Genomic DNA, 17930 nt, shown 5'->3' with positions numbered 1-17930 from the left:
TTGGCACTTAGATTAAGTTGCTATATCGACTAAACGCTATTCTATATTAGTAAGTCCTTGCATTTGCAGATCAAGCCCACTAAGTTAGATGTAAACCGCAACTAACTTGGCTTTTATTTTTCGCTAATGACACACTATTGCCCCAATCCTATTAATGATGCCGTAGACTCACAAGAGTCAGTACTGCCACAAACCTGTACTTCCTTGCGAAGCCTCTCCAGATCATTAGCTAAGCAGTTAGGCCTACTCGATTCAGTATATGGTGATTTGCCACTCTCCCCAGTTCAGGCTCACGCCATCATAGAAATGGATACGCAAGCACTATCAATCAAACAACTGGCAAGCTGTTTAAACATAGATAAGTCCAATGCCAGCCGCGCTGTCAGCCAGCTGTGTGAAAAAGGCTATGCGACGACTCGCAATAATCCCCGAGATAGCCGCAGTTCTTTATGCCAACTCACCCCTCAGGGTAAACGTCAGTTAAAGGCATTAAATGATCAGCAAAACCAAGTTTTTGAGCAGATTTTAGCGCAATTATCTCAAGCGCAAATAGACCAACTCACCAGCTCATTAACCCAATATAGTCGCGCCATAGAGCAAGCCAAGATGCAGCAAGGATTCACCATCCGCAGTATAACAACCGAAGATAACCCACATATTGCTCGGGTGATCCGTCAAGTGTCAGCCGAATATGGACTGACGCCAGATAAAGGCTATGGCGTTGCCGATCCCACCCTAGATAATTTATATCAAGTCTATCAGGCTGCCGATGCCCATTACTGGATCATAGAAGCTAAAAACAGAGTCTACGGCGGCGCGGGGATCGCTCCACTGGCGGGAAATCCGGGAGTCTGCGAACTACAAAAAATGTATTTTGACAGCAACATCCGCGGTAAAGGTTTTGCCAAACGTCTGGCACTACAAGCATTAACCTTCGCCCGAGCTCAAGGCTATAGTCACTGCTATTTAGAAACTACCGCCTGTTTACAAGAAGCGATAAAACTCTATGAAAAACTGGGATTTGAATACCTGCAACAGCCCTTGGGAAACACGGGGCACGATGCCTGTGAACTGCCAATGATGCTCAAACTTTAACCAATAAATCATATTGAAATCAATTAGCTAATATAGTTATTAATCACCACTGAATTTAGCTAGTGTTTCATATCAAAGCTTGCTAGCCTCAGTGATAACAGTTGCTCATTCTGGAGATTCGAATGGACTATAAACGACTTCCACATTCCAGCCTTGAAGTTAGTAAAATCTGCCTCGGCACTATGACTTGGGGCGAACAAAATACCCAAAGCGAAGCCTTTGAACAGCTCGATTATGCTATCGGTGCAGGAATTAACTTCATCGACACCGCCGAGCTCTATCCCGTACCGCCTAAAGCTGAAACCCAAGGTGAAACGGAGCGGATTCTCGGTAATTATCTTAAGGCTCGTGGTAACCGTGACAACTTGGTCATCGCCACAAAAGTCGCTGGACCGGGTGACAAAAGTGATGGCATTCGCCCAAATATGGCGCTGGATTGGAGCAACATACATCAAGCGGTTGATGATTCACTTTCTCGTCTGCAAATAGACACCATCGACCTATACCAGTTGCATTGGCCCAATCGTAATACCAACTTTTTCGGTGATCTGTTTTACGAGCAGCAAGATAACGAAAAAAACACCCCGATTCTCGAAACCTTAGAAGCCTTAGCGGCTCTGGTTAAAGCCGGAAAAATTCGTTATATAGGTGTATCTAATGAGACCCCTTGGGGGATCATGAAATACCTACAGCTTGCTGAAAAACACGACTTACCGCGTATTATCAGTATTCAAAATCCCTACAACCTGCTTAATCGTAGTTTCGAAGTAGGTATGGCTGAAATTGCTCATCGTGAAGAGTTACCCTTACTAGCCTATTCGCCTCTGGCCTTCGGTGCCCTAAGCGGTAAATATGTCAATGACCAATGGCCTGAAGGTGCTCGTCTCACTCTGTTTAAGCGTTTTGCCCGTTACACTAATTCACAGATGGCATTAGATGCAACTAAAGCTTATGTGGATCTGGCACGGGAGTTCCAATTAAGCCCGGCGCAGATGGCATTGGCGTTCGTTAATAGCCGTCAGTTTGTCGGTTCCAACATTATTGGCGCTACCAATGTAAGCCAATTAAAAGAAAACATCGACAGTATTAATGTCAGCCTTAGCGAGCCATTATTAGCTCGACTCGACGAGCTGTCAGCCCTGTACCGTATTCCTTGCCCTTAATGGCTCAGCTTAATCATTGAGTCCTGTGTGTAACACTGAATCGATTAAGCTAAATTCCCGCTTGCAATAGGCGCTAAGATCTCCCAAGATCTTAGCGCCTTTTTACTTTATCTACCTTGGAACTTAGATGGACGTGAATCTACTGCGTAAGCAGTTTCCCGCTCTCGCTCAAACACTTGGGGATCACCCTTTGTGTTACCTCGATACGGCGGCCACCAGCCAAAAGCCTCTGCGAGTGATCGAAGCCATTGATAGTTATTACCAGAATGATAATGCCAACGTTCATCGCGCGGCTCACCAACTCTCCAGTCGTGCCACCAACCGTTATGAAGCAGTGCGTGACAGCGTGCAGCAGTTTATCGGCGCGCAACGGCGCGAAGAGATAATCTTCACCCATGGCACAACCGAAGGCATAAACCTCATCGCCCATGGACTGAGTTCTCAAATTAAAGCCGGCTCGTTGATCTTAATTGATACCGCCGCACACCATGCCAATCTGGTGCCTTGGCAGATGCTGGCTCAACGAACCGGAGCCACTATTGAGGCCATCGCGCTGAATGAAACCTGCCGTATCGATCAGGCAAAATTTAGCGCACAGTTACAACGGCGTCCGGCATTAGTCGCCTTAAGCCATGTATCGAATGTACTGGGTACGGTTAACCCCATTAAGCAGATGGCGGCTCAAGCAAAGGCCGTTGACGCAATAACTATTGTTGATGGCGCTCAGGCTATTGCCCATATGGATATCGACGTTCAAGATCTTGGTTGTGACTTTTATCTATTCTCAGGCCATAAAATGTATGGCCCTACTGGAGTGGGTATCCTCTACGGACAATTTGATCGCCTCGACAGCCTAACGCCACTGCTGACGGGTGGCGAAATGATAAAAAGCGTTAGCTTTGACAACACCGAATTTGCCATTTTGCCTAATCGCTTAGAAGCAGGCACTCCGCCCATCAGTGCGGTTATCGGTCTAGGAGAAGCCATCAATTTTCTCCAGTCTTTGCCTCAACCACAGACAAGACAACATGAAGCTGAGCTGCTGCACTACTTACAACAGTCGTTGTTAGCACTAGGAGATATCACTCTCTATGGCGCACATGCAGATAACTTAGGGGCGGTGGCATTTAATCTGGCCAATGAACATCATCAAGATGTCGGGATTTTGCTCGACCAACAAGGCATAGCAGTACGTTGCGGCCATCACTGTGCTATGCCATTGATGCAAGCACTGCAATTAAAAGGCTGCTGCCGTGCCTCTATCGGCGTGTATACTAGCACTGAAGATATCGACCGCTTTATCGCCGCACTGGGCTCAGTTAAAGACTTATTGCTTTAACACAACCCCATTTATCACCTTAAGCAAATTCAAGGAACTGCATGATTTCGACAGCCCAAAACCTTCCCAATATCGATGCCTTCTTAGCACAAGAGTTAGATGGCAAGACGATTTTACAACGCTTTAAACAAGCGGGAGATTGGCAGGCTCGTTATCGTGAAATCATGTTATTGGGTAAATCCATACCTGCCCTAGATGACAGCTTTCGAGTAGAACAAGCCCAAGTGAGAGGCTGTGAGAGCAATGCTTGGCTTTATCATCGCTGTATCGACAACAAGCATTATTTTCTTGCCGACAGCGATGCGCGAATCGTCAAAGGCCTAATAGCGCTGTTACTGGCTGCGACTCATGGCAAAGACGCACAAACTATAGCGGCACTGAATATCGAAAAGTATTTCAATGATTTAGGCCTTAGTGGTCAATTAAGTCCGTCTCGCACCAACGGACTTTTTGCCTTGGCCATGGCAATCAAACTTGCCGCCAGCCAATAGCTCATTTTTCACACCTATATTGCTATCCATTTAACAATGTAATCTAATGTAAATGATGCATTGCATGCAAAAATAATAATAAAGCGAACTCTTATAAATATTCGATGTCTGAGTACTAAAGTATTAAACCAATCAGTATTAGATATCGAATTTAGCGGTTAGCACTTGGAAAGCAATAATAATTATGACTCAAGATCCCAATACTTTTACGCCACCAGATTATGTTCGTAATCACGTGGTACTGCCTGCATTGGCTTTTATCATCTGTATATTCATTATTGAGTGGTTTCACATCGACGTACATTTAAGTCAGTGGCTCTTTCACCTCGAAGGTGGCGTTGACCATTGGCCGTTACGTCAATATTGGCTAACCGAAAACGTGTTCCATGTCGGAGGCCGATTCTTTATCATATTGCTGGGGGTGATCATCATTGGTTTTATCATCGCTAGCTTTAAGCAGCCCAAGCTTAAACCCTACCGAAAAGGCTTAATATTCCTGCTATTGAGCATCGCGACCAGTTTAATTTTAGTTAGATTAGGCAAGACATTTATCCATATTGACTGTCCTTGGGATCTGAAGATGTTTGGCGGAAAAGCGGAATATTTTAGCCTGTTTTCAGAGCAGCCAACCACACCATCGACAGGACAATGCTTTCCTGCCGGACACTCCAGCTCAGGGTATGCTTGGGTAGCTCTGTATTTTCTGGCACTAGCATATAAACGAGAGTATCGCTGGATGGGATTGGCCTTTGGAATAACATTAGGACTCGCTTTTGGCATAGCGCAACAACTACGCGGAGCGCACTTCCTGTCGCACGATGTTTGGAGTTTAACCCTCTCTTGGTTCAGCGCGGCAAGTTTGCACTACTTCATGTTCTTTCGTAGCTCCACCAGTATAGGAGTTGAAAGTGCTGTTGATTACCCCGAGTTCAGGTCAAATAGTTAAACCTTACACTAGCTTATAAAATTTAATTAAATCCAATGGCTTGCCTAGTAGCAATCAGTAAAATAACGACTTTACTCATAGCACTAAACCTTAGAGCAAAATAGGCAAGCCAACCTTCACTATAAGTCTTCCGCTACCGAGGTTTTTAACAACAATCTTGAAGCATGTAGTTTATGTGCAATAAAGCTGCCCACTAACATGGCTAGAACGAATATACCTATCTGCCAATCCCCGTGAGATAGGTTGACAATAGCTGGCCCTGGACAGATACCGACTAACCCCCAACCTAAACCAAATAGTGCCGCACCTAACAACAAAGGCGCATCAATCAATTTTTTAGTCGGTAGATGATAATGACTTGCAAATGCTGGTGCTAAGTTAGCTTTGGCTCTGGGTTTGACGATAAACCAGTAAAAAGGCAAATAGATCCCAATAGCTCCTAACATTACCAAGATCAATGAAGGATCCCACTCACCGGTTTGTAACAAGCTAAGATTCAAAAAGCTCAACACTTTTGCAGGATCGGCAAGACCCGACATCAGTAGCCCAGTACCAAATAACACGCCACATAAGAGCGCAATAAACTTACTCATAAACGCTCCTTAATGCAGTAAAGTAGCGACAATAAATGCCACCAACATGAAGACACAGGTTGCCACAATCGAGCGTAGTGACAAACGGCCGATCCCACATACACCATGACCACTAGTACAGCCGTTACCTAAACTACAGCCTAAGCCGACAAATAAACCCGATAGCACTAATATCGGTGTCGAAATCGTAAAACTCGCTGGGTCGATAGGCATAATATCTAATAGCGACTGTAATGGTGCCGCTAGCAGTAGTCCGCTGATTATCATGCCGCCTAAAAAATACCATTGCCAGCTAACGCCTTTCACGTTCTTTTGTTCGGCGTTAGGCCACAAGGCTGCCGACAAAATACCGCTGACCCCAGCAATACGGCCATTGCACAGCATCAATAAAATCGCCGCCAGACCAATTAACACCCCGCCACCCAGCGAGATGAGATAAGAAGAAACCATGCTAAACCTCTTTACAAAATAGCAATTTCAGGTGTTTCAATAAGATTAGTAACGCGCCTTAACCATCTGGTATGTCTTGATACCACCAGTGAGGTTTTTCGCTTTAAAACCTGAATTAACCAGCATACGATAGGCTACATGACCCCGTAAACCCACATAACAGAAAACCAAAATTTCTTTATCTTTGGGTAACTCATCGAGTCTGTCACGCAGCTGATCCAGTGGAATATTCACCGCACCTTCTATGGCGCCCATCTTGGATAACTCACCCGGATTACGCACATCCAGCAGTAACTGATGTTCGGTGGCCGCATCGATCTCATTGGTATGACATAAACGGCTCATACCATTTAACACATTCGATGCTACAAAACCCGCTTGGTTCAATACATCTTTAGCCGAGCCAAAAGGCGGCGCATAAGTCAGTTCCATCTCTTGCATGTCATACACTGTCATGCCACCTCGGATCGCAACGGCTAACACATCGATACGCTTATCGATACCATCTCGACCCACGGCTTGTGCACCCAAAATCTGTCCAGTGTCTGTGTTATACAACAGCTTTAACGAAACCGGATGCGCGCCAGGGAAATAACTCGCATGGCTTGCACCATGCACATAAACCTTGTCATAAGGAATCGATAATTTCTGCAACCGTTTTTCATTTAATCCTGTGCTTGCCACAGCTAAATCGAATACGCGACAAATCGCCGTACCTTGGGTCTTGTTGTAACCTTCGTTCATGCCGAAGATATTATTAGCCGCAATGCGACCTTGACGATTAGCCGGTCCCGCCAACGGGATCAACGCCTTCTCGCCAGTGAGTAAATCTGTTTCTTCCACCGCATCACCAACGGCAAAAATCGCCGCATCACTGGTTCGCATCTGCTCATCGACTAAAATACCGCCCAGCTCACCAATGGCTAGTCCGGCGTCGAGAGCCAAACGGATCTCAGGTTTCACGCCAATCGCACTGATCAGTAGCTCAGTTTCCAGACTTTCACCCGTACTCAGAGATAAGCTCAAACCTGATGCTTTATGCTCAACCGCTTGCAGGCCACAATTTAATTTAAGATCCACCCCTTTCGCTACTAACTCTTGATGCAGCATATTGGCCATTTCAAGATCCACTGGCATCATCACCTGATTCGACAGCTCAAGCAGGGTCACTTCAATACCGAGATGACGTAAGGCTTCGACCATCTCAAGGCCAATAAAACCACCGCCAACTACCGTCGCATGAGTCGGTTTGGTCTGTTTTAATCTGTCGAGAATACGGTCCATATCGGGTAAATTACGCAAAGAGAACGTCAACGGGTTAATCAAACCAGGAATGGGCGGCACCACAGGCGCAGCACCGGGTGACAAGACTAAAGCATCATAATCCTCTTGATAGACTTCACCACTGAGCAGGTTTTTAACCGACACGGTTTTAGCAGCGGCATCGATAGAAACCACTTCATGCTGAACTCGTACATCGACATTAAAGCGCGCCTTAAAACTCTGTGGCGTTTGTAGCACTAAGGCACTACGTTGATCGATTTCCCCACTGATGTGATAAGGCAAACCACAGTTGGCAAAAGAGACATACTCCCCCCGCTCAAACATGATGATCTCAGCATCTTCACTGAGTCTACGTGCTCTTGCTGCCGCCGATGCACCACCTGCTACACCACCAATAATGAGTAATTTTTTCATCTAATGCCTCAATTCGTCTCTCGATTAATACGCCCTGCCACGCCCTAAACTCGCATCAATCTACCGCCAAAATATGCGCGTCAGTCTATTACATTTAACAGTTCATGCAAATTTTATTTATTATAAAACTCTAATGAATTAATGAAATTTTGATCGGCCTCAACAAGCAACAGGGTTTGGTTAAATCTAACCCAATCTCAGTTTGCCCTTTACAGCGCTGGCTTGGCCACATAAGATCCAGCCACTCTACGCTGAACAAAGAGATTTCGATGACCACACTAACGATTACTCGCCCCGATGACTGGCATATCCACCTACGCGATGGTGACGTTCTTGCCGATACCGTTAAAGATGCTGGCCGCTACATGGGACGCGCCATCATCATGCCTAACCTAGTGCCACCAGCAACAAATGTTGATAGCGCACTGGCTTATTACGAGCGCATTAAATCTGTATCGACGACCCAGTTTGAACCCTTGATGGTGCTATATCTCACCGACAATACAACGGCTGAAGATATTCGAGCGGCAAAAGCCTCAGGTAAAGTAGTGGCCGCGAAACTCTATCCTGCGGGCGCGACAACTAACTCAGATTCTGGCGTCACCGACGTAAGCAATATCTACCCGGTACTCGAAGCGATGCAGGAAGTGGGTATGCTGTTTTTGGTTCACGGTGAAGTCACCGACTCAGCCATAGACATCTTCGACAGAGAAGCGGTGTTTATCGAAAATACCCTAAAAAAAGTGGTGCACGATTTTCCAAAATTGAAGATAGTGCTGGAACATATTACCACTAAAGATGCGGTCGATTTCGTCACCTGTGCGGGCGACAATGTTGCAGCAACCATTACAGCCCATCACCTGTTGTATAACCGTAATCACATGCTGGCTGGCGGTATTCGTCCACACTTCTATTGTTTACCTATCCTGAAGCGAAATATTCACCAGCAAGCTTTACTTGCAGCTGCGGCCAGCGGTAATAAGAAGTTTTTCCTCGGTACAGATTCAGCGCCGCACACTAAAGATCGCAAAGAAGCCGCTTGTGGCTGTGCGGGTTCATATACTGCGCATGCGGCCATCGAGTTATATGCCGAAGCCTTCGAGTCAGTGAACGCGCTAGACAAATTAGAAGCCTTCGCTAGCTTTAACGGCCCTGACTTCTACGGCCTGCCACGCAATAGCGATACCATCACCTTAGTGAAACGTCCATGGCAAGTTCCAGCGACTTATCCATTAGGTGATTCAGGTGTCGTGCCGATTCGTGCTGGTGAGAGCATTGACTGGCAGGTTGAAGCTTAACGTCACAACTAGCGATACTAACTCTATAAAAACACCGCCTGTTAGCGGTGTTTTTTATAACTCACTATTAGGTAACCAGATCCGTACCAGCAATCCTTTCGGCTCACAGTTATGTAGACTGATCCGGCCATCATGAGCCTCGATGATCTCTCGACATAAAGGTAAACCTAAGCCTGTACCCGATTGTTTGGTGGAGTAAAAAGGCAACAGAGCCTGTGGCAGTACTTCTGGCGGCATCCCAGTGCCCGCATCTTTAACTTCTATTGATACCCCTGACACACCATCCGCTAACAAATGGCTGTAAATATGCAGGGAAACATCCTCGGGGGCTGAGCCAGATTCATGGGCATTTTTCAGCAGATTCAGTAGCACTTGTTCAAGCTGGATCAGGTCGAAATAACCGGATTGCTGAGGAAGCTCACCAATCAGTTTAAAGTCAAAATGTTGAGCTAACTGCGCAGTAAACTTAACCCAATCAACCGCACTCTTTTTCGGTAGGGGCAGCTTAGCGAAACGGGCATAATTAAAGATAAACTGGCTAAGATGATGGGTTCTATCCTCAATAGTGTCGAAGATCAGTTGTAGTTTCTCATCTTCAAGGTGGGCAGTTATTTTTCGTCCAGATTTAACCATAGAGGCAATGGGCGCCACCGAATTATTCAGTTCATGACTGATAATGCGGATCACCTTTTTCCATACCGCAACTTCCTGACGATTAAGCTCTCGGGTCATCTGCTTTAGCAGGATCAAATGATGATACTGACCATTGAGCAAGAAGCGTCCTCGCGACAGATGCCAAGTCTCATCTTCGCCCTCTTCCTCCTGACTTGGCAAAGTAAACAATCCGCCTTTAGGATTGCTCAGGGCGCAGACCAGCTCTTCACTCTTGCCTTCTAGCAGGTCTGGCAGAAGTCCCCCTTCGATGCGAGTTCCCTGAGCAAACAGGTGACGAGCGGCATCGTTGGCATAGATCACCCGTTGGCGATCATCGAGCAATAACATCACATTAGGAGAGCTTTGAATTACCTTATCGAGCAAGAGTTCGCGCTGATAAATATATTGACGTTCCCGGCGCAATACCGCGGCAGACTCGTTAAACAGACTAGCCAATGACTTTAGCTGACTGTCTCCTTGAATAGGAATATGGACACTGAAATCATTATCTTTGAAATTAAGCAGGCCAACTTCAAGCGCCTTCAATCCCTTATTTAGCGAGCGAGTCATGAAGTGACTCACGCCCCAAGAGAGCAAGATTCCAAACAACAGACAGGCTGCAATTACCAGCCCACTCAACTCAGCAAACAACTGAGGCTTAACGCTGGCCAGCAGCCATAAGATACAGCTCATGCCTAAGAGAGTGGCAACGAGATTACCTAAGATAAGCTTACTGGTTAAAGACAAGTTCATCTGTCGATCCCAAACTTATCCATGCGCCGATACAGTGCCTGACGGCTAAGACCGAGCGACTTCGCTACTCTGGCAATCACCCCATTATGCTGTGCCAAAGCCTGTTCGATATCGGCTTTTTCTGGCTCACTTTTGGCCACTGGCTCATGCTGACTTTCAAGCGCACTTGACGACGCACCTGATGCGTCACCCAGCATATCTTGTGCATGATGTAGCGTTTGCGCTGCTACTAGCGGCCTGAGTCCGAAGTCTGCCAGCTTTAGCGCTGGACTACTGGCTAAGATCACCGCTCGTTTACAGGCATTTTCCAGCTCACGAACATTGCCCGGCCAAGGATAATCAAGCAAGGCTTGTCGCGTCGGCTTAGGCAACGAAAAGTCTCTACCTATAAAATGACTCACTAGGGGTAAAATATCGTCTTGGCGTTGATTAAGCGGCGGTAAAGCCAGCTCAATCACATTAAGACGATAGAAGAGATCTTCACGAAAACGACCACTAGCAATATCATCGGCTAAGTCGGCATTCGTGGCGCTGATCACTCTTACCTTGACCTTGCGGGTTTGGTGACTGCCCAAGCGTTCAAACTCACCGGTTTGCAACACCCGCAGCAACTTAACCTGCCCTGACAGGGGTAAGTTTCCTATTTCATCTAAAAATAGCGTACCACCATCGGCCGCTTCGAAACGGCCGATACGGGTCTTATTGGCACCGGTAAAGGCTCCCGCCTCGGCACCAAACAACTCGGCCTCTAGCAGTTCCATCGGCAGTGCGCCAATATTGACCTTGATAAAAGGCTTGTCTTTCAGCGGCGAGTTGGCGTGGATAATGTCCGCCAACTTATCTTTACCGGCTCCGTTAGGCCCAGTGACCAACACAGACACATCAGACTTTGCAATTTGCAGCGCCAAATCAATACAACGCTGCATGGCACCACTACCAAAAACGATCCCACAAAGATCGGCGTCTTTTATCGCCGACATACGTTGGTTTTCCGAGCGACTGAGTTGATTGTTTTGCTGTGACAAGGCATGCAGAGAGATAAGATTATTCACGCTATTGAGTAGCTTATCGTCGTCCCAAGGCTTACCCATGTAATCGGCACTGCCTTCTTTCACCAGCTCCACCGCCAGCTCTAACTGAGTCCAGGCGGTCAACAGGATAATAGGCAGCTGCGGCGATTGCTGACGAATGTCATAAAACAGCCGCTTCCCCTCTTCACCAGAAGTCGTGTCCTGGGTAAAGTTCATATCCTGGATCACCAGTGACACTTCCTGCTCAGCCAACATGCTGAGCGCCGCTTCTGGGGAAAAACAGCTAAGCGTCTTAAATCCTTGTAATTCGAGCATCAGAGCCAGAGCACTACAAACGGCCTGATTGTCGTCGACGATGAGAATCGTATCCATATATTCTAATTAAGTTTTTAACAGCTAGAGCCACAAAACTAACCGAAAGCGCCTGCAATTAAAACACTCTCGGTTAATTACTCGAAACTAAACGCTACGGGTCGCCATTGCCGGCGATATATTGGCCGCCTTACGCGCCGGTAATACCACAGCCACCGTCGTCACCAGCAGCATGCCTATAACTGTCATCACGGGATAGACAAGATCCAGCTGTGGCAGAGCATAATGTTTCATCAACTGCTGACCCAGTAACACTGCTAAGCTGCCACCCAATAAACCGCCAACGACACAAATGATGTAGTTTTCGGTTAAGAACAGGCTGAGGATATCGTGTTTTGTGGCACCTAATGCGCGACGAGTACCAATCTGCTTGGTACGGCGCTGAATATTAAACATCACCATTCCCGTAAGCCCTAAGCTGGTGATCAACAGCAGTAACACCACCATCATAGATAACACAGTGACCATCAACTCATGATCACGATAAGAGTTTGTCTTCACCTCGGCGATAGATCGGAAGTCATCAATCACTCTATTTGGGTTCTCTTTCATTAAGGCCGCAATCACCGCCTCTTGCACCCTTGCCTGATACTCTGGCGCCACACGCAACATATATGAGCGTCCAGCATAATCGACATTTTGGATAATACTGTATTCAAGATCATTTGAATCGACCCAAGCCCCTTGCATCTTGTCGACAACGCCGATAATAGTCACTTGTTCATCAGCGCCCACCCACAAGTTTTTACCCACAGCAGAATCGTTTGGCCAAACTTCATCGGCCAATGCCTTACTAATGATCAACAGCTTATCTGGGCTGTTCACATCGTCACTGATCTCATCGGGATAGAAGTTACGCCCCTCGATAAGCTTAAGCCCTAAGGTCTCAATGGTATGCTCTGTCCCCAGATACATGGCCAGTTGCGGCGTGCTCTTTGCCGTCTCTGGATCGGGGCCTAAATTCAGCGTGCTGGACCAACCGCTGCCGCTCAGGGGTAACATATTGGTCGAGGTTGCCGCCTCGACATGAGGGATACTGCGTAAAATACGCTGATCGACCTTATTCTGTAGCGTCTCGTCAATACTCGGATCAAAGTTATACAGATTGAAAGTTAGCACCTGCTTCTCGAGTATCCCCGAATCACGCTGCATCATGCTTAAACGTTCGTGGATAATAAAACTGGCATTGGCAACGATAGCAACAGATAAAATAATCTGCATTAACAATAATATCGGGCCGCTCTTACTGCGCAGCAAGCTGCTAAAAACTGGTTTAATATGAAGCATGTTTTAACCCCTTACTGGCTTTTTAAATAAACGCTAGGCTTGGTTCTACATACAACCCAAGCAGGATAGAGACCCGCGAGCATCGCTGTACCCACTGCAATGGCTGGCGTAACAAACCACATGCTCAAGGACAAATGGGTTAACCCTTCGACCACGCCAAAGCGTGCCGAAAGGCCATAGAGTGCACCCCATGCCCAAGCCAGTCCTAACAGACCACCAAACAGTCCAATCACTCCAACTTCAACCATATATTGCGAGAAGATTTGTGCACGGCTGGCACCGATAGCACGTCTCACCCCAACCTCGGGAGCGCGCTTGAGGAACTTGGTCAACATTAAGCCCAAGATATTAACCAGACACACACTTAGAAAGAGCACACTCAGGCCAACCAGAATCTTGTTGTCTTCTGGCACGACATGATTTCGCTCAAGCCAGGCATCCACATCGGATAGCTGCGCCGATTCGGCTGCCGACTTATTATCGGCAAAACGTCCTAACTCCTTCTGCTGTTCGACATATTGACTTAGGTAGTTTTGATATGCCTGACGATCTTCTGCCGTCGGTAAATCGACCCAATACTCAAGCCACACTTTCTCCGAAGTTAGCCGCTCCTGATAATTGTTGATACGTTCGTACTTCCAGCCAGACATATTGCCCCAAATCGCAAACTCTTCATTCGCGGCTAGAGAAAAAGGAATATAAATCTGTTCCGCTGGGGAAAAAGCACCACTGGTGGGATCGTAGTATTTAGGCTGAGGACTCCAATCATCGATCACGCCGACAACTTGATAGGGCTTACGATCAAGATAAAGCGTCTTACCTATGCTATTTTCGCCACCAAACAGTTTCTGATTTAGCTTCTTGCCTATCACAGCCTGAAAAGCAGCTTGATTATCCACCGATTTATCCCAGCGTTGACCGAAGATGAAGGGCACCTCAAACAGCGAGAAAAAATCACCATCGGTAACACGAACGCCATAGAGTGAGGGTAAAACCTCAGGATCATCAGTCTGGACCGCCATTCCACTGCGAAACATCGCTGCTTGCTGTTTCGCCAGCTTGCTATTACGCAGGTTCATCACGTCCTGATAAGTCACCAGCGAATGGAAGTCATCCCAAGAGTCAACCCCTTGAGTCCACAGCTGCACCGTGTTTAGCTGCTCGGCGCGCTCCCCTGCGGGATTAAATGACATCATCTTGTATACATTTAATGTGGTAATGGTGATCCCTATACCTACTGAGATGGCAAGCACCATCAGCAGGGATAAGATCGGCGTCTTCTTAATGCTGCGCCAGGCAAGGTCAACATAATATAAAAACATGTTTGTGCTCCTTAGCTCGCCGCTTTTTCTGTCGCTTCCAGCGTCTCTGCCTGTCCGCCCTGATATAGGGTAAAGTCACACACTTGACCATCGACAATCTGAATATTGCGCTGAGCACGACGGGCTAATTCGGGATCATGAGTCACCATGATGATGGTGGTCCCCGCCTTGTTGATCTCTTCTAAAAGCTCCATCACCTGACGAGCCATCAGGCTGTCCAAGTTACCTGTTGGCTCATCGGCGAGGAGAAATCTTGGTTCGCCAGCTAGCGCACGGGCGATTGCCACACGCTGCTGCTGACCACCTGAAAGTTGTGAGGGAAGATGCTTCATACGCGCACCTAGACCCACTTGCTCTAACGCAGCTTGTACACGACGTTGGCGCTCCTTGGCACTAAAGCCACGATAGCGCAAAGGCACTTCGACGTTTTCAGCCAAATTCAGATCGGGAATCAAGTTAAAACCCTGAAATATAAAACCTATTTTTTCATTTCGAATTGCCGCAGCCTTGTTGTCACTCAGATTAGAGATGTTGACATCATCCAAGTGATATTCGCCATTAGTAAAGCCCTCTAGCAAACCTGCGATATTAAGAAACGTCGTCTTACCCGAGCCAGAAGGGCCTGTCACGGCAACAAACTCACCCTCTTGTACCGATAAATTAAAATCCCGTAACGCATGGGTTTCTACTAAATCCGTTTTGAACACCTTGTTGATATTTTTCATGATTAACATGGTTTAATTCCTTCAATTTTTGCGTTATTCAATAAGTTATTTCAAAAATGCTTGCAGTAGCCTCAGGCTATCTAACACGCATTGAGTGATATCGCCGCCCATATTGGCAACGTCGGGAAGTCGGGGGATTTCTCTGCTGATTTGGTACATATCGGCCATTTCACTAATATGCAGTCCAAACAAAAACCAGCTTGAGACATTTTGAGTAAATACTTGAGTCGCCACCAACAGCAGTAATAGCGCGAGAATGGCAACCAAACTCTCTGAGGTCATGATAGAAATACGCTTTCTCATCGTAGCTCCTTAGCGAACCAAAACTTGTTCGGCATTTTTAAATAGGTCGATGTTAGAGATCACCCATTGATCTCCAGCCTCACCACCTTCTAATACTTCAATCTGGCTCATGCTACGTGCGCCGAGCTGGATCTCGGTACGCTCGGCAATGTCACCTTGAATGCGATACACTACTCGACCGCCGCCACTGGTCACGAAAGCACCACGCTTCACCATCAGCACGTCGGGACGATTTTCTAATAACACTCGGGCTGAAAGACGTTGATTCTGGCGTAGATGTAACTCAGGATTTTGTTCAAATCTGACTCGAGTCGCGACCTCACGATTACGGACTTCAGGTGAAATAGAAGAAAGTTTACCCATCACCATCACGCCACCGAAATTAAGCTCCACCTCCATCCCTAAGCCCAGCTCATCGGCATAACTCTCTGGCACAGCTAACTCGGCCTCAAAGGCACTCAAATCAACGACGGTTAAAATGGGCTGGCTTTGGCCGATTTGCGCTTTCTGCTCAATTAACCAGTTACCTATGATGCCGCCAACTGGCGCGATAATGTTTAATGCGGCAACTTGACGCTCTAACTCAGTCACGACCAACGCCTGACGATCTACCTCGGCAGCCTTATTCTTCAGTTCAAAAGCCAAGGTATCTTTCATCAGATCGGCCTCTTGCTTGGTATGCGCAAACAATAACTTGGCCTTATGCAGATCATCCTTGTTCTTTTCAAAATCAATTCGAGAAATCAGATCATTTTCAATCAATTGATCGCCGCGGCGGCTCTCGCGTTCTGCTGCTTCTAAATCGACCTTAGCCATATCGATAGCTTGCAGGGCCTTAAGTTGTTGACGACGAGCATCGAGACGGGTTCGCTCCAAAGCGCTTTTCATCCCTTCGAGAACGGCTTGTTGTTGTTTGAGGCTATTGGTCAAACTATGACTTTCAATCGTGGCGACCACTTGTCCTTGCTCGACTCGATCGCCGGGGTTGGATATCAAGGTCACAGTGCCTTTTTCTGGGCTATAAAGGATTGGGGCATTAGCAGCGACTATCTTACCTGTAGTAGCAATATCACGGGTTAAAGTGCCACGCACTAAAGTGGCAAACTTTAACTCGCTTCCATCGATTGACTCACTAACATGACTTCCACTCACACTGGCCCAAATCAAGCCTGATACCAATAATACTGAGCCACCTAAGATAACGGGCCACTTAAAACGGCTAGCTAAACTTGGCGCTACGACTTTATCCTGTCCGCTAGTATCTTTGATCATCCTGGGTTCCTAAAGGTGTCCGTTATGGTAAAAATCTTGTGTTATAGGGTATATAAACAATTACTGTGCCAAAAAATTAATTTTCATCAAAATCAAAAAGATACTTTTATATACTATTTTATTTAAAGCCAGAAAGTGTCCGCGGACACAATTTAACTGTCCGATCAGAGTAAAGGGTGTCCGCAGATGGGGATATAGAGTTAAGGAGGCTTGAGAATTAAAGATTTGCAGCTCGAACGGCCAGAGATAAGAAATAGGAGAGCTGAGATTTAACAAGCTTTGACTGTTATACCAATCAGTATAAGGCTGTCATCCTTATTACTAGCGAAAAAAAGCCCGTAAGATACGGGCTTTTTCGAAAACTGACTGATTAACCGATTAATTAGCAGCCTTACATTTAGTCGCCTTTAATTAGGCACCTTGGAAGTCTATTCGACGCGCTTCATAGCGATCGACCATATCGGTCAAGCTTTCTTCCTCTAGAGGACGTAAGCCACTCAAGACTAAGGTTTTACGACCCGTACCCACTAACTTGTCTCCACAGTGTAATTCAAAACTTAGGGTCACATCACCACGTTTACCGTCAATCACTAAATCTTGTTCGACTAAAACCAGTTCGATGTTATCAAAATCCAGCGTTTGTAGATCAAATGACATGCTTTCATATATCACCAATGGACGTGCGGGGTTAATCATCATGCCGTGCTTACGCATCATAGGCACTAGTATGTGGGTGAAGTTCAGGCCAGAGAAAGCCACGTAGCTGCGAATAAACGACTCGGTTTGTACATCACAGATAGTGTTATCACCACTGCGCTCAACGCTGAGATAAGGCTTATCTTTATCGTCAACAATGGTAAAGCTATCGCCAACCTGCTCAGGGAATACCAACTGCACCCCATCACCCACCATGCCTTCGAAGCTGAAGCTCATCTGCTGACTTAGACCATATTGTCCTAATACCAAGGCGAACAACAAATCCCCTGGCACACAGAAACGTTTTGCAGCCACATCATGGATCGGATTGAAATCTTGTGCGACGCCTTTGGCAAAGTCACTGGCTTGTTGTTGTGTAACAGCAACAAGCTGCATATCTTTTTTATAATAAGGACTTAGAAACATACTGGCTCTATTAATC

At 46.5% G+C, this 17930-nt stretch carries 17 protein-coding genes; 6 read left to right on the top strand and 11 right to left on the bottom strand.

Annotation, left to right across the window (positions count from 1 at the left end; all coding sequences use genetic code 11):
* Positions 1 to 126 precede the first annotated feature (126 nt).
* The 5 genes from L1D21_RS01910 (at position 127) to L1D21_RS01890 (ending at position 5034) form a co-directional block, all read left to right on the top strand.
* Positions 127 to 1095: a bifunctional helix-turn-helix transcriptional regulator/GNAT family N-acetyltransferase gene (locus tag L1D21_RS01910; protein WP_239843537.1), complete on the top strand. Its 969-nt coding sequence runs from the start codon at positions 127 to 129 to the stop codon at positions 1093 to 1095.
* Between the two features lie 122 nt (positions 1096 to 1217).
* The gene (locus L1D21_RS01905) at positions 1218 to 2258 is read left to right on the top strand and encodes an NADP(H)-dependent aldo-keto reductase (RefSeq protein WP_239843536.1); all 1041 of its coding nucleotides are present in this window, start codon (positions 1218 to 1220) and stop codon (positions 2256 to 2258) included.
* Positions 2259 to 2385: 127 nt separating this feature from the next.
* On the top strand, positions 2386 to 3597 hold the full coding sequence (locus L1D21_RS01900) for a cysteine desulfurase (protein WP_239843535.1): 1212 nt from the start codon (positions 2386 to 2388) through the stop codon (positions 3595 to 3597).
* 41 nt (positions 3598 to 3638) lie between these two features.
* On the top strand, positions 3639 to 4088 hold the full coding sequence (locus L1D21_RS01895; RefSeq protein WP_239843534.1) for a SufE family protein: 450 nt from the start codon (positions 3639 to 3641) through the stop codon (positions 4086 to 4088).
* 184 nt (positions 4089 to 4272) lie between these two features.
* Entirely contained in the window at positions 4273 to 5034 is a 762-nt protein-coding gene (locus L1D21_RS01890; protein WP_239843533.1) for a phosphatase PAP2 family protein, read from the top strand.
* A 119-nt stretch (positions 5035 to 5153) separates the two neighbouring features.
* On the opposite strand, the gene L1D21_RS01885 is transcribed toward L1D21_RS01890, so the two are convergent.
* The 3 genes from L1D21_RS01885 to L1D21_RS01875 are packed head-to-tail and all read right to left on the bottom strand — an operon-like array spanning position 5154 to position 7775.
* On the bottom strand, positions 5154 to 5627 hold the full coding sequence (locus tag L1D21_RS01885; RefSeq protein WP_239843532.1) for a DUF6691 family protein: 474 nt from the start codon (positions 5625 to 5627) through the stop codon (positions 5154 to 5156).
* 9 nt (positions 5628 to 5636) lie between these two features.
* On the bottom strand, positions 5637 to 6077 hold the full coding sequence (locus tag L1D21_RS01880) for a YeeE/YedE family protein (protein ID WP_239843531.1): 441 nt from the start codon (positions 6075 to 6077) through the stop codon (positions 5637 to 5639).
* Between the two features lie 45 nt (positions 6078 to 6122).
* Positions 6123 to 7775 (bottom strand): FAD-dependent oxidoreductase, encoded by a 1653-nt coding sequence (locus L1D21_RS01875; protein ID WP_239843530.1) that lies wholly within the window; start codon positions 7773 to 7775, stop codon positions 6123 to 6125.
* A 269-nt stretch (positions 7776 to 8044) separates the two neighbouring features.
* On the opposite strand from L1D21_RS01875, the gene pyrC reads away from it, so the two are divergent.
* On the top strand, positions 8045 to 9073 hold the full coding sequence (pyrC, locus tag L1D21_RS01870) for a dihydroorotase (protein ID WP_239843529.1): 1029 nt from the start codon (positions 8045 to 8047) through the stop codon (positions 9071 to 9073).
* Positions 9074 to 9127: 54 nt separating this feature from the next.
* Here pyrC and L1D21_RS01865 read toward each other — a convergent pair whose 3' ends face one another.
* From L1D21_RS01865 to L1D21_RS01830, 8 genes are all read right to left on the bottom strand, one after another.
* Complete coding sequence (locus L1D21_RS01865; protein WP_239843528.1) at positions 9128 to 10480, bottom strand: ATP-binding protein; 1353 nt, start codon at positions 10478 to 10480, stop codon at positions 9128 to 9130.
* Positions 10477 to 11883, bottom strand: a complete 1407-nt coding sequence (locus tag L1D21_RS01860) for a sigma-54 dependent transcriptional regulator (protein ID WP_239843527.1) — start codon at positions 11881 to 11883, stop codon at positions 10477 to 10479. Before L1D21_RS01860 ends, L1D21_RS01865 begins: the two co-directional genes overlap by 4 nt.
* A gap of 87 nt (positions 11884 to 11970) precedes the next feature.
* Positions 11971 to 13170 carry an FtsX-like permease family protein gene (locus L1D21_RS01855; protein WP_239843526.1) on the bottom strand — a complete coding sequence of 400 codons (1200 nt, stop codon included), beginning with the start codon at positions 13168 to 13170 and terminating at the stop codon, positions 11971 to 11973.
* 11 nt (positions 13171 to 13181) lie between these two features.
* Complete coding sequence (locus L1D21_RS01850; RefSeq protein ID WP_239843525.1) at positions 13182 to 14492, bottom strand: ABC transporter permease; 1311 nt, start codon at positions 14490 to 14492, stop codon at positions 13182 to 13184.
* An 11-nt stretch (positions 14493 to 14503) separates the two neighbouring features.
* Complete coding sequence (locus tag L1D21_RS01845; RefSeq protein ID WP_239843524.1) at positions 14504 to 15226, bottom strand: ABC transporter ATP-binding protein; 723 nt, start codon at positions 15224 to 15226, stop codon at positions 14504 to 14506.
* Positions 15227 to 15262: 36 nt separating this feature from the next.
* Complete coding sequence (locus L1D21_RS01840; protein ID WP_239843523.1) at positions 15263 to 15520, bottom strand: hypothetical protein; 258 nt, start codon at positions 15518 to 15520, stop codon at positions 15263 to 15265.
* 9 nt (positions 15521 to 15529) lie between these two features.
* Entirely contained in the window at positions 15530 to 16792 is a 1263-nt protein-coding gene (locus L1D21_RS01835; RefSeq protein ID WP_239843522.1) for an HlyD family efflux transporter periplasmic adaptor subunit, read from the bottom strand.
* A gap of 411 nt (positions 16793 to 17203) precedes the next feature.
* A complete protein-coding gene (locus tag L1D21_RS01830; RefSeq protein WP_239843521.1) occupies positions 17204 to 17914 on the bottom strand; it encodes a DUF3581 domain-containing protein in 711 nt (236 codons plus the stop codon).
* Positions 17915 to 17930: the final 16 nt, after the last annotated feature.

This window comes from Shewanella sp. Isolate11 (assembly GCF_022398315.1).
Taxonomy (GTDB): domain Bacteria; phylum Pseudomonadota; class Gammaproteobacteria; order Enterobacterales; family Shewanellaceae; genus Shewanella.
Note: the sequence above shows the minus strand (reverse complement) of the source record. Positions and strands in the feature narration are given on the sequence as shown.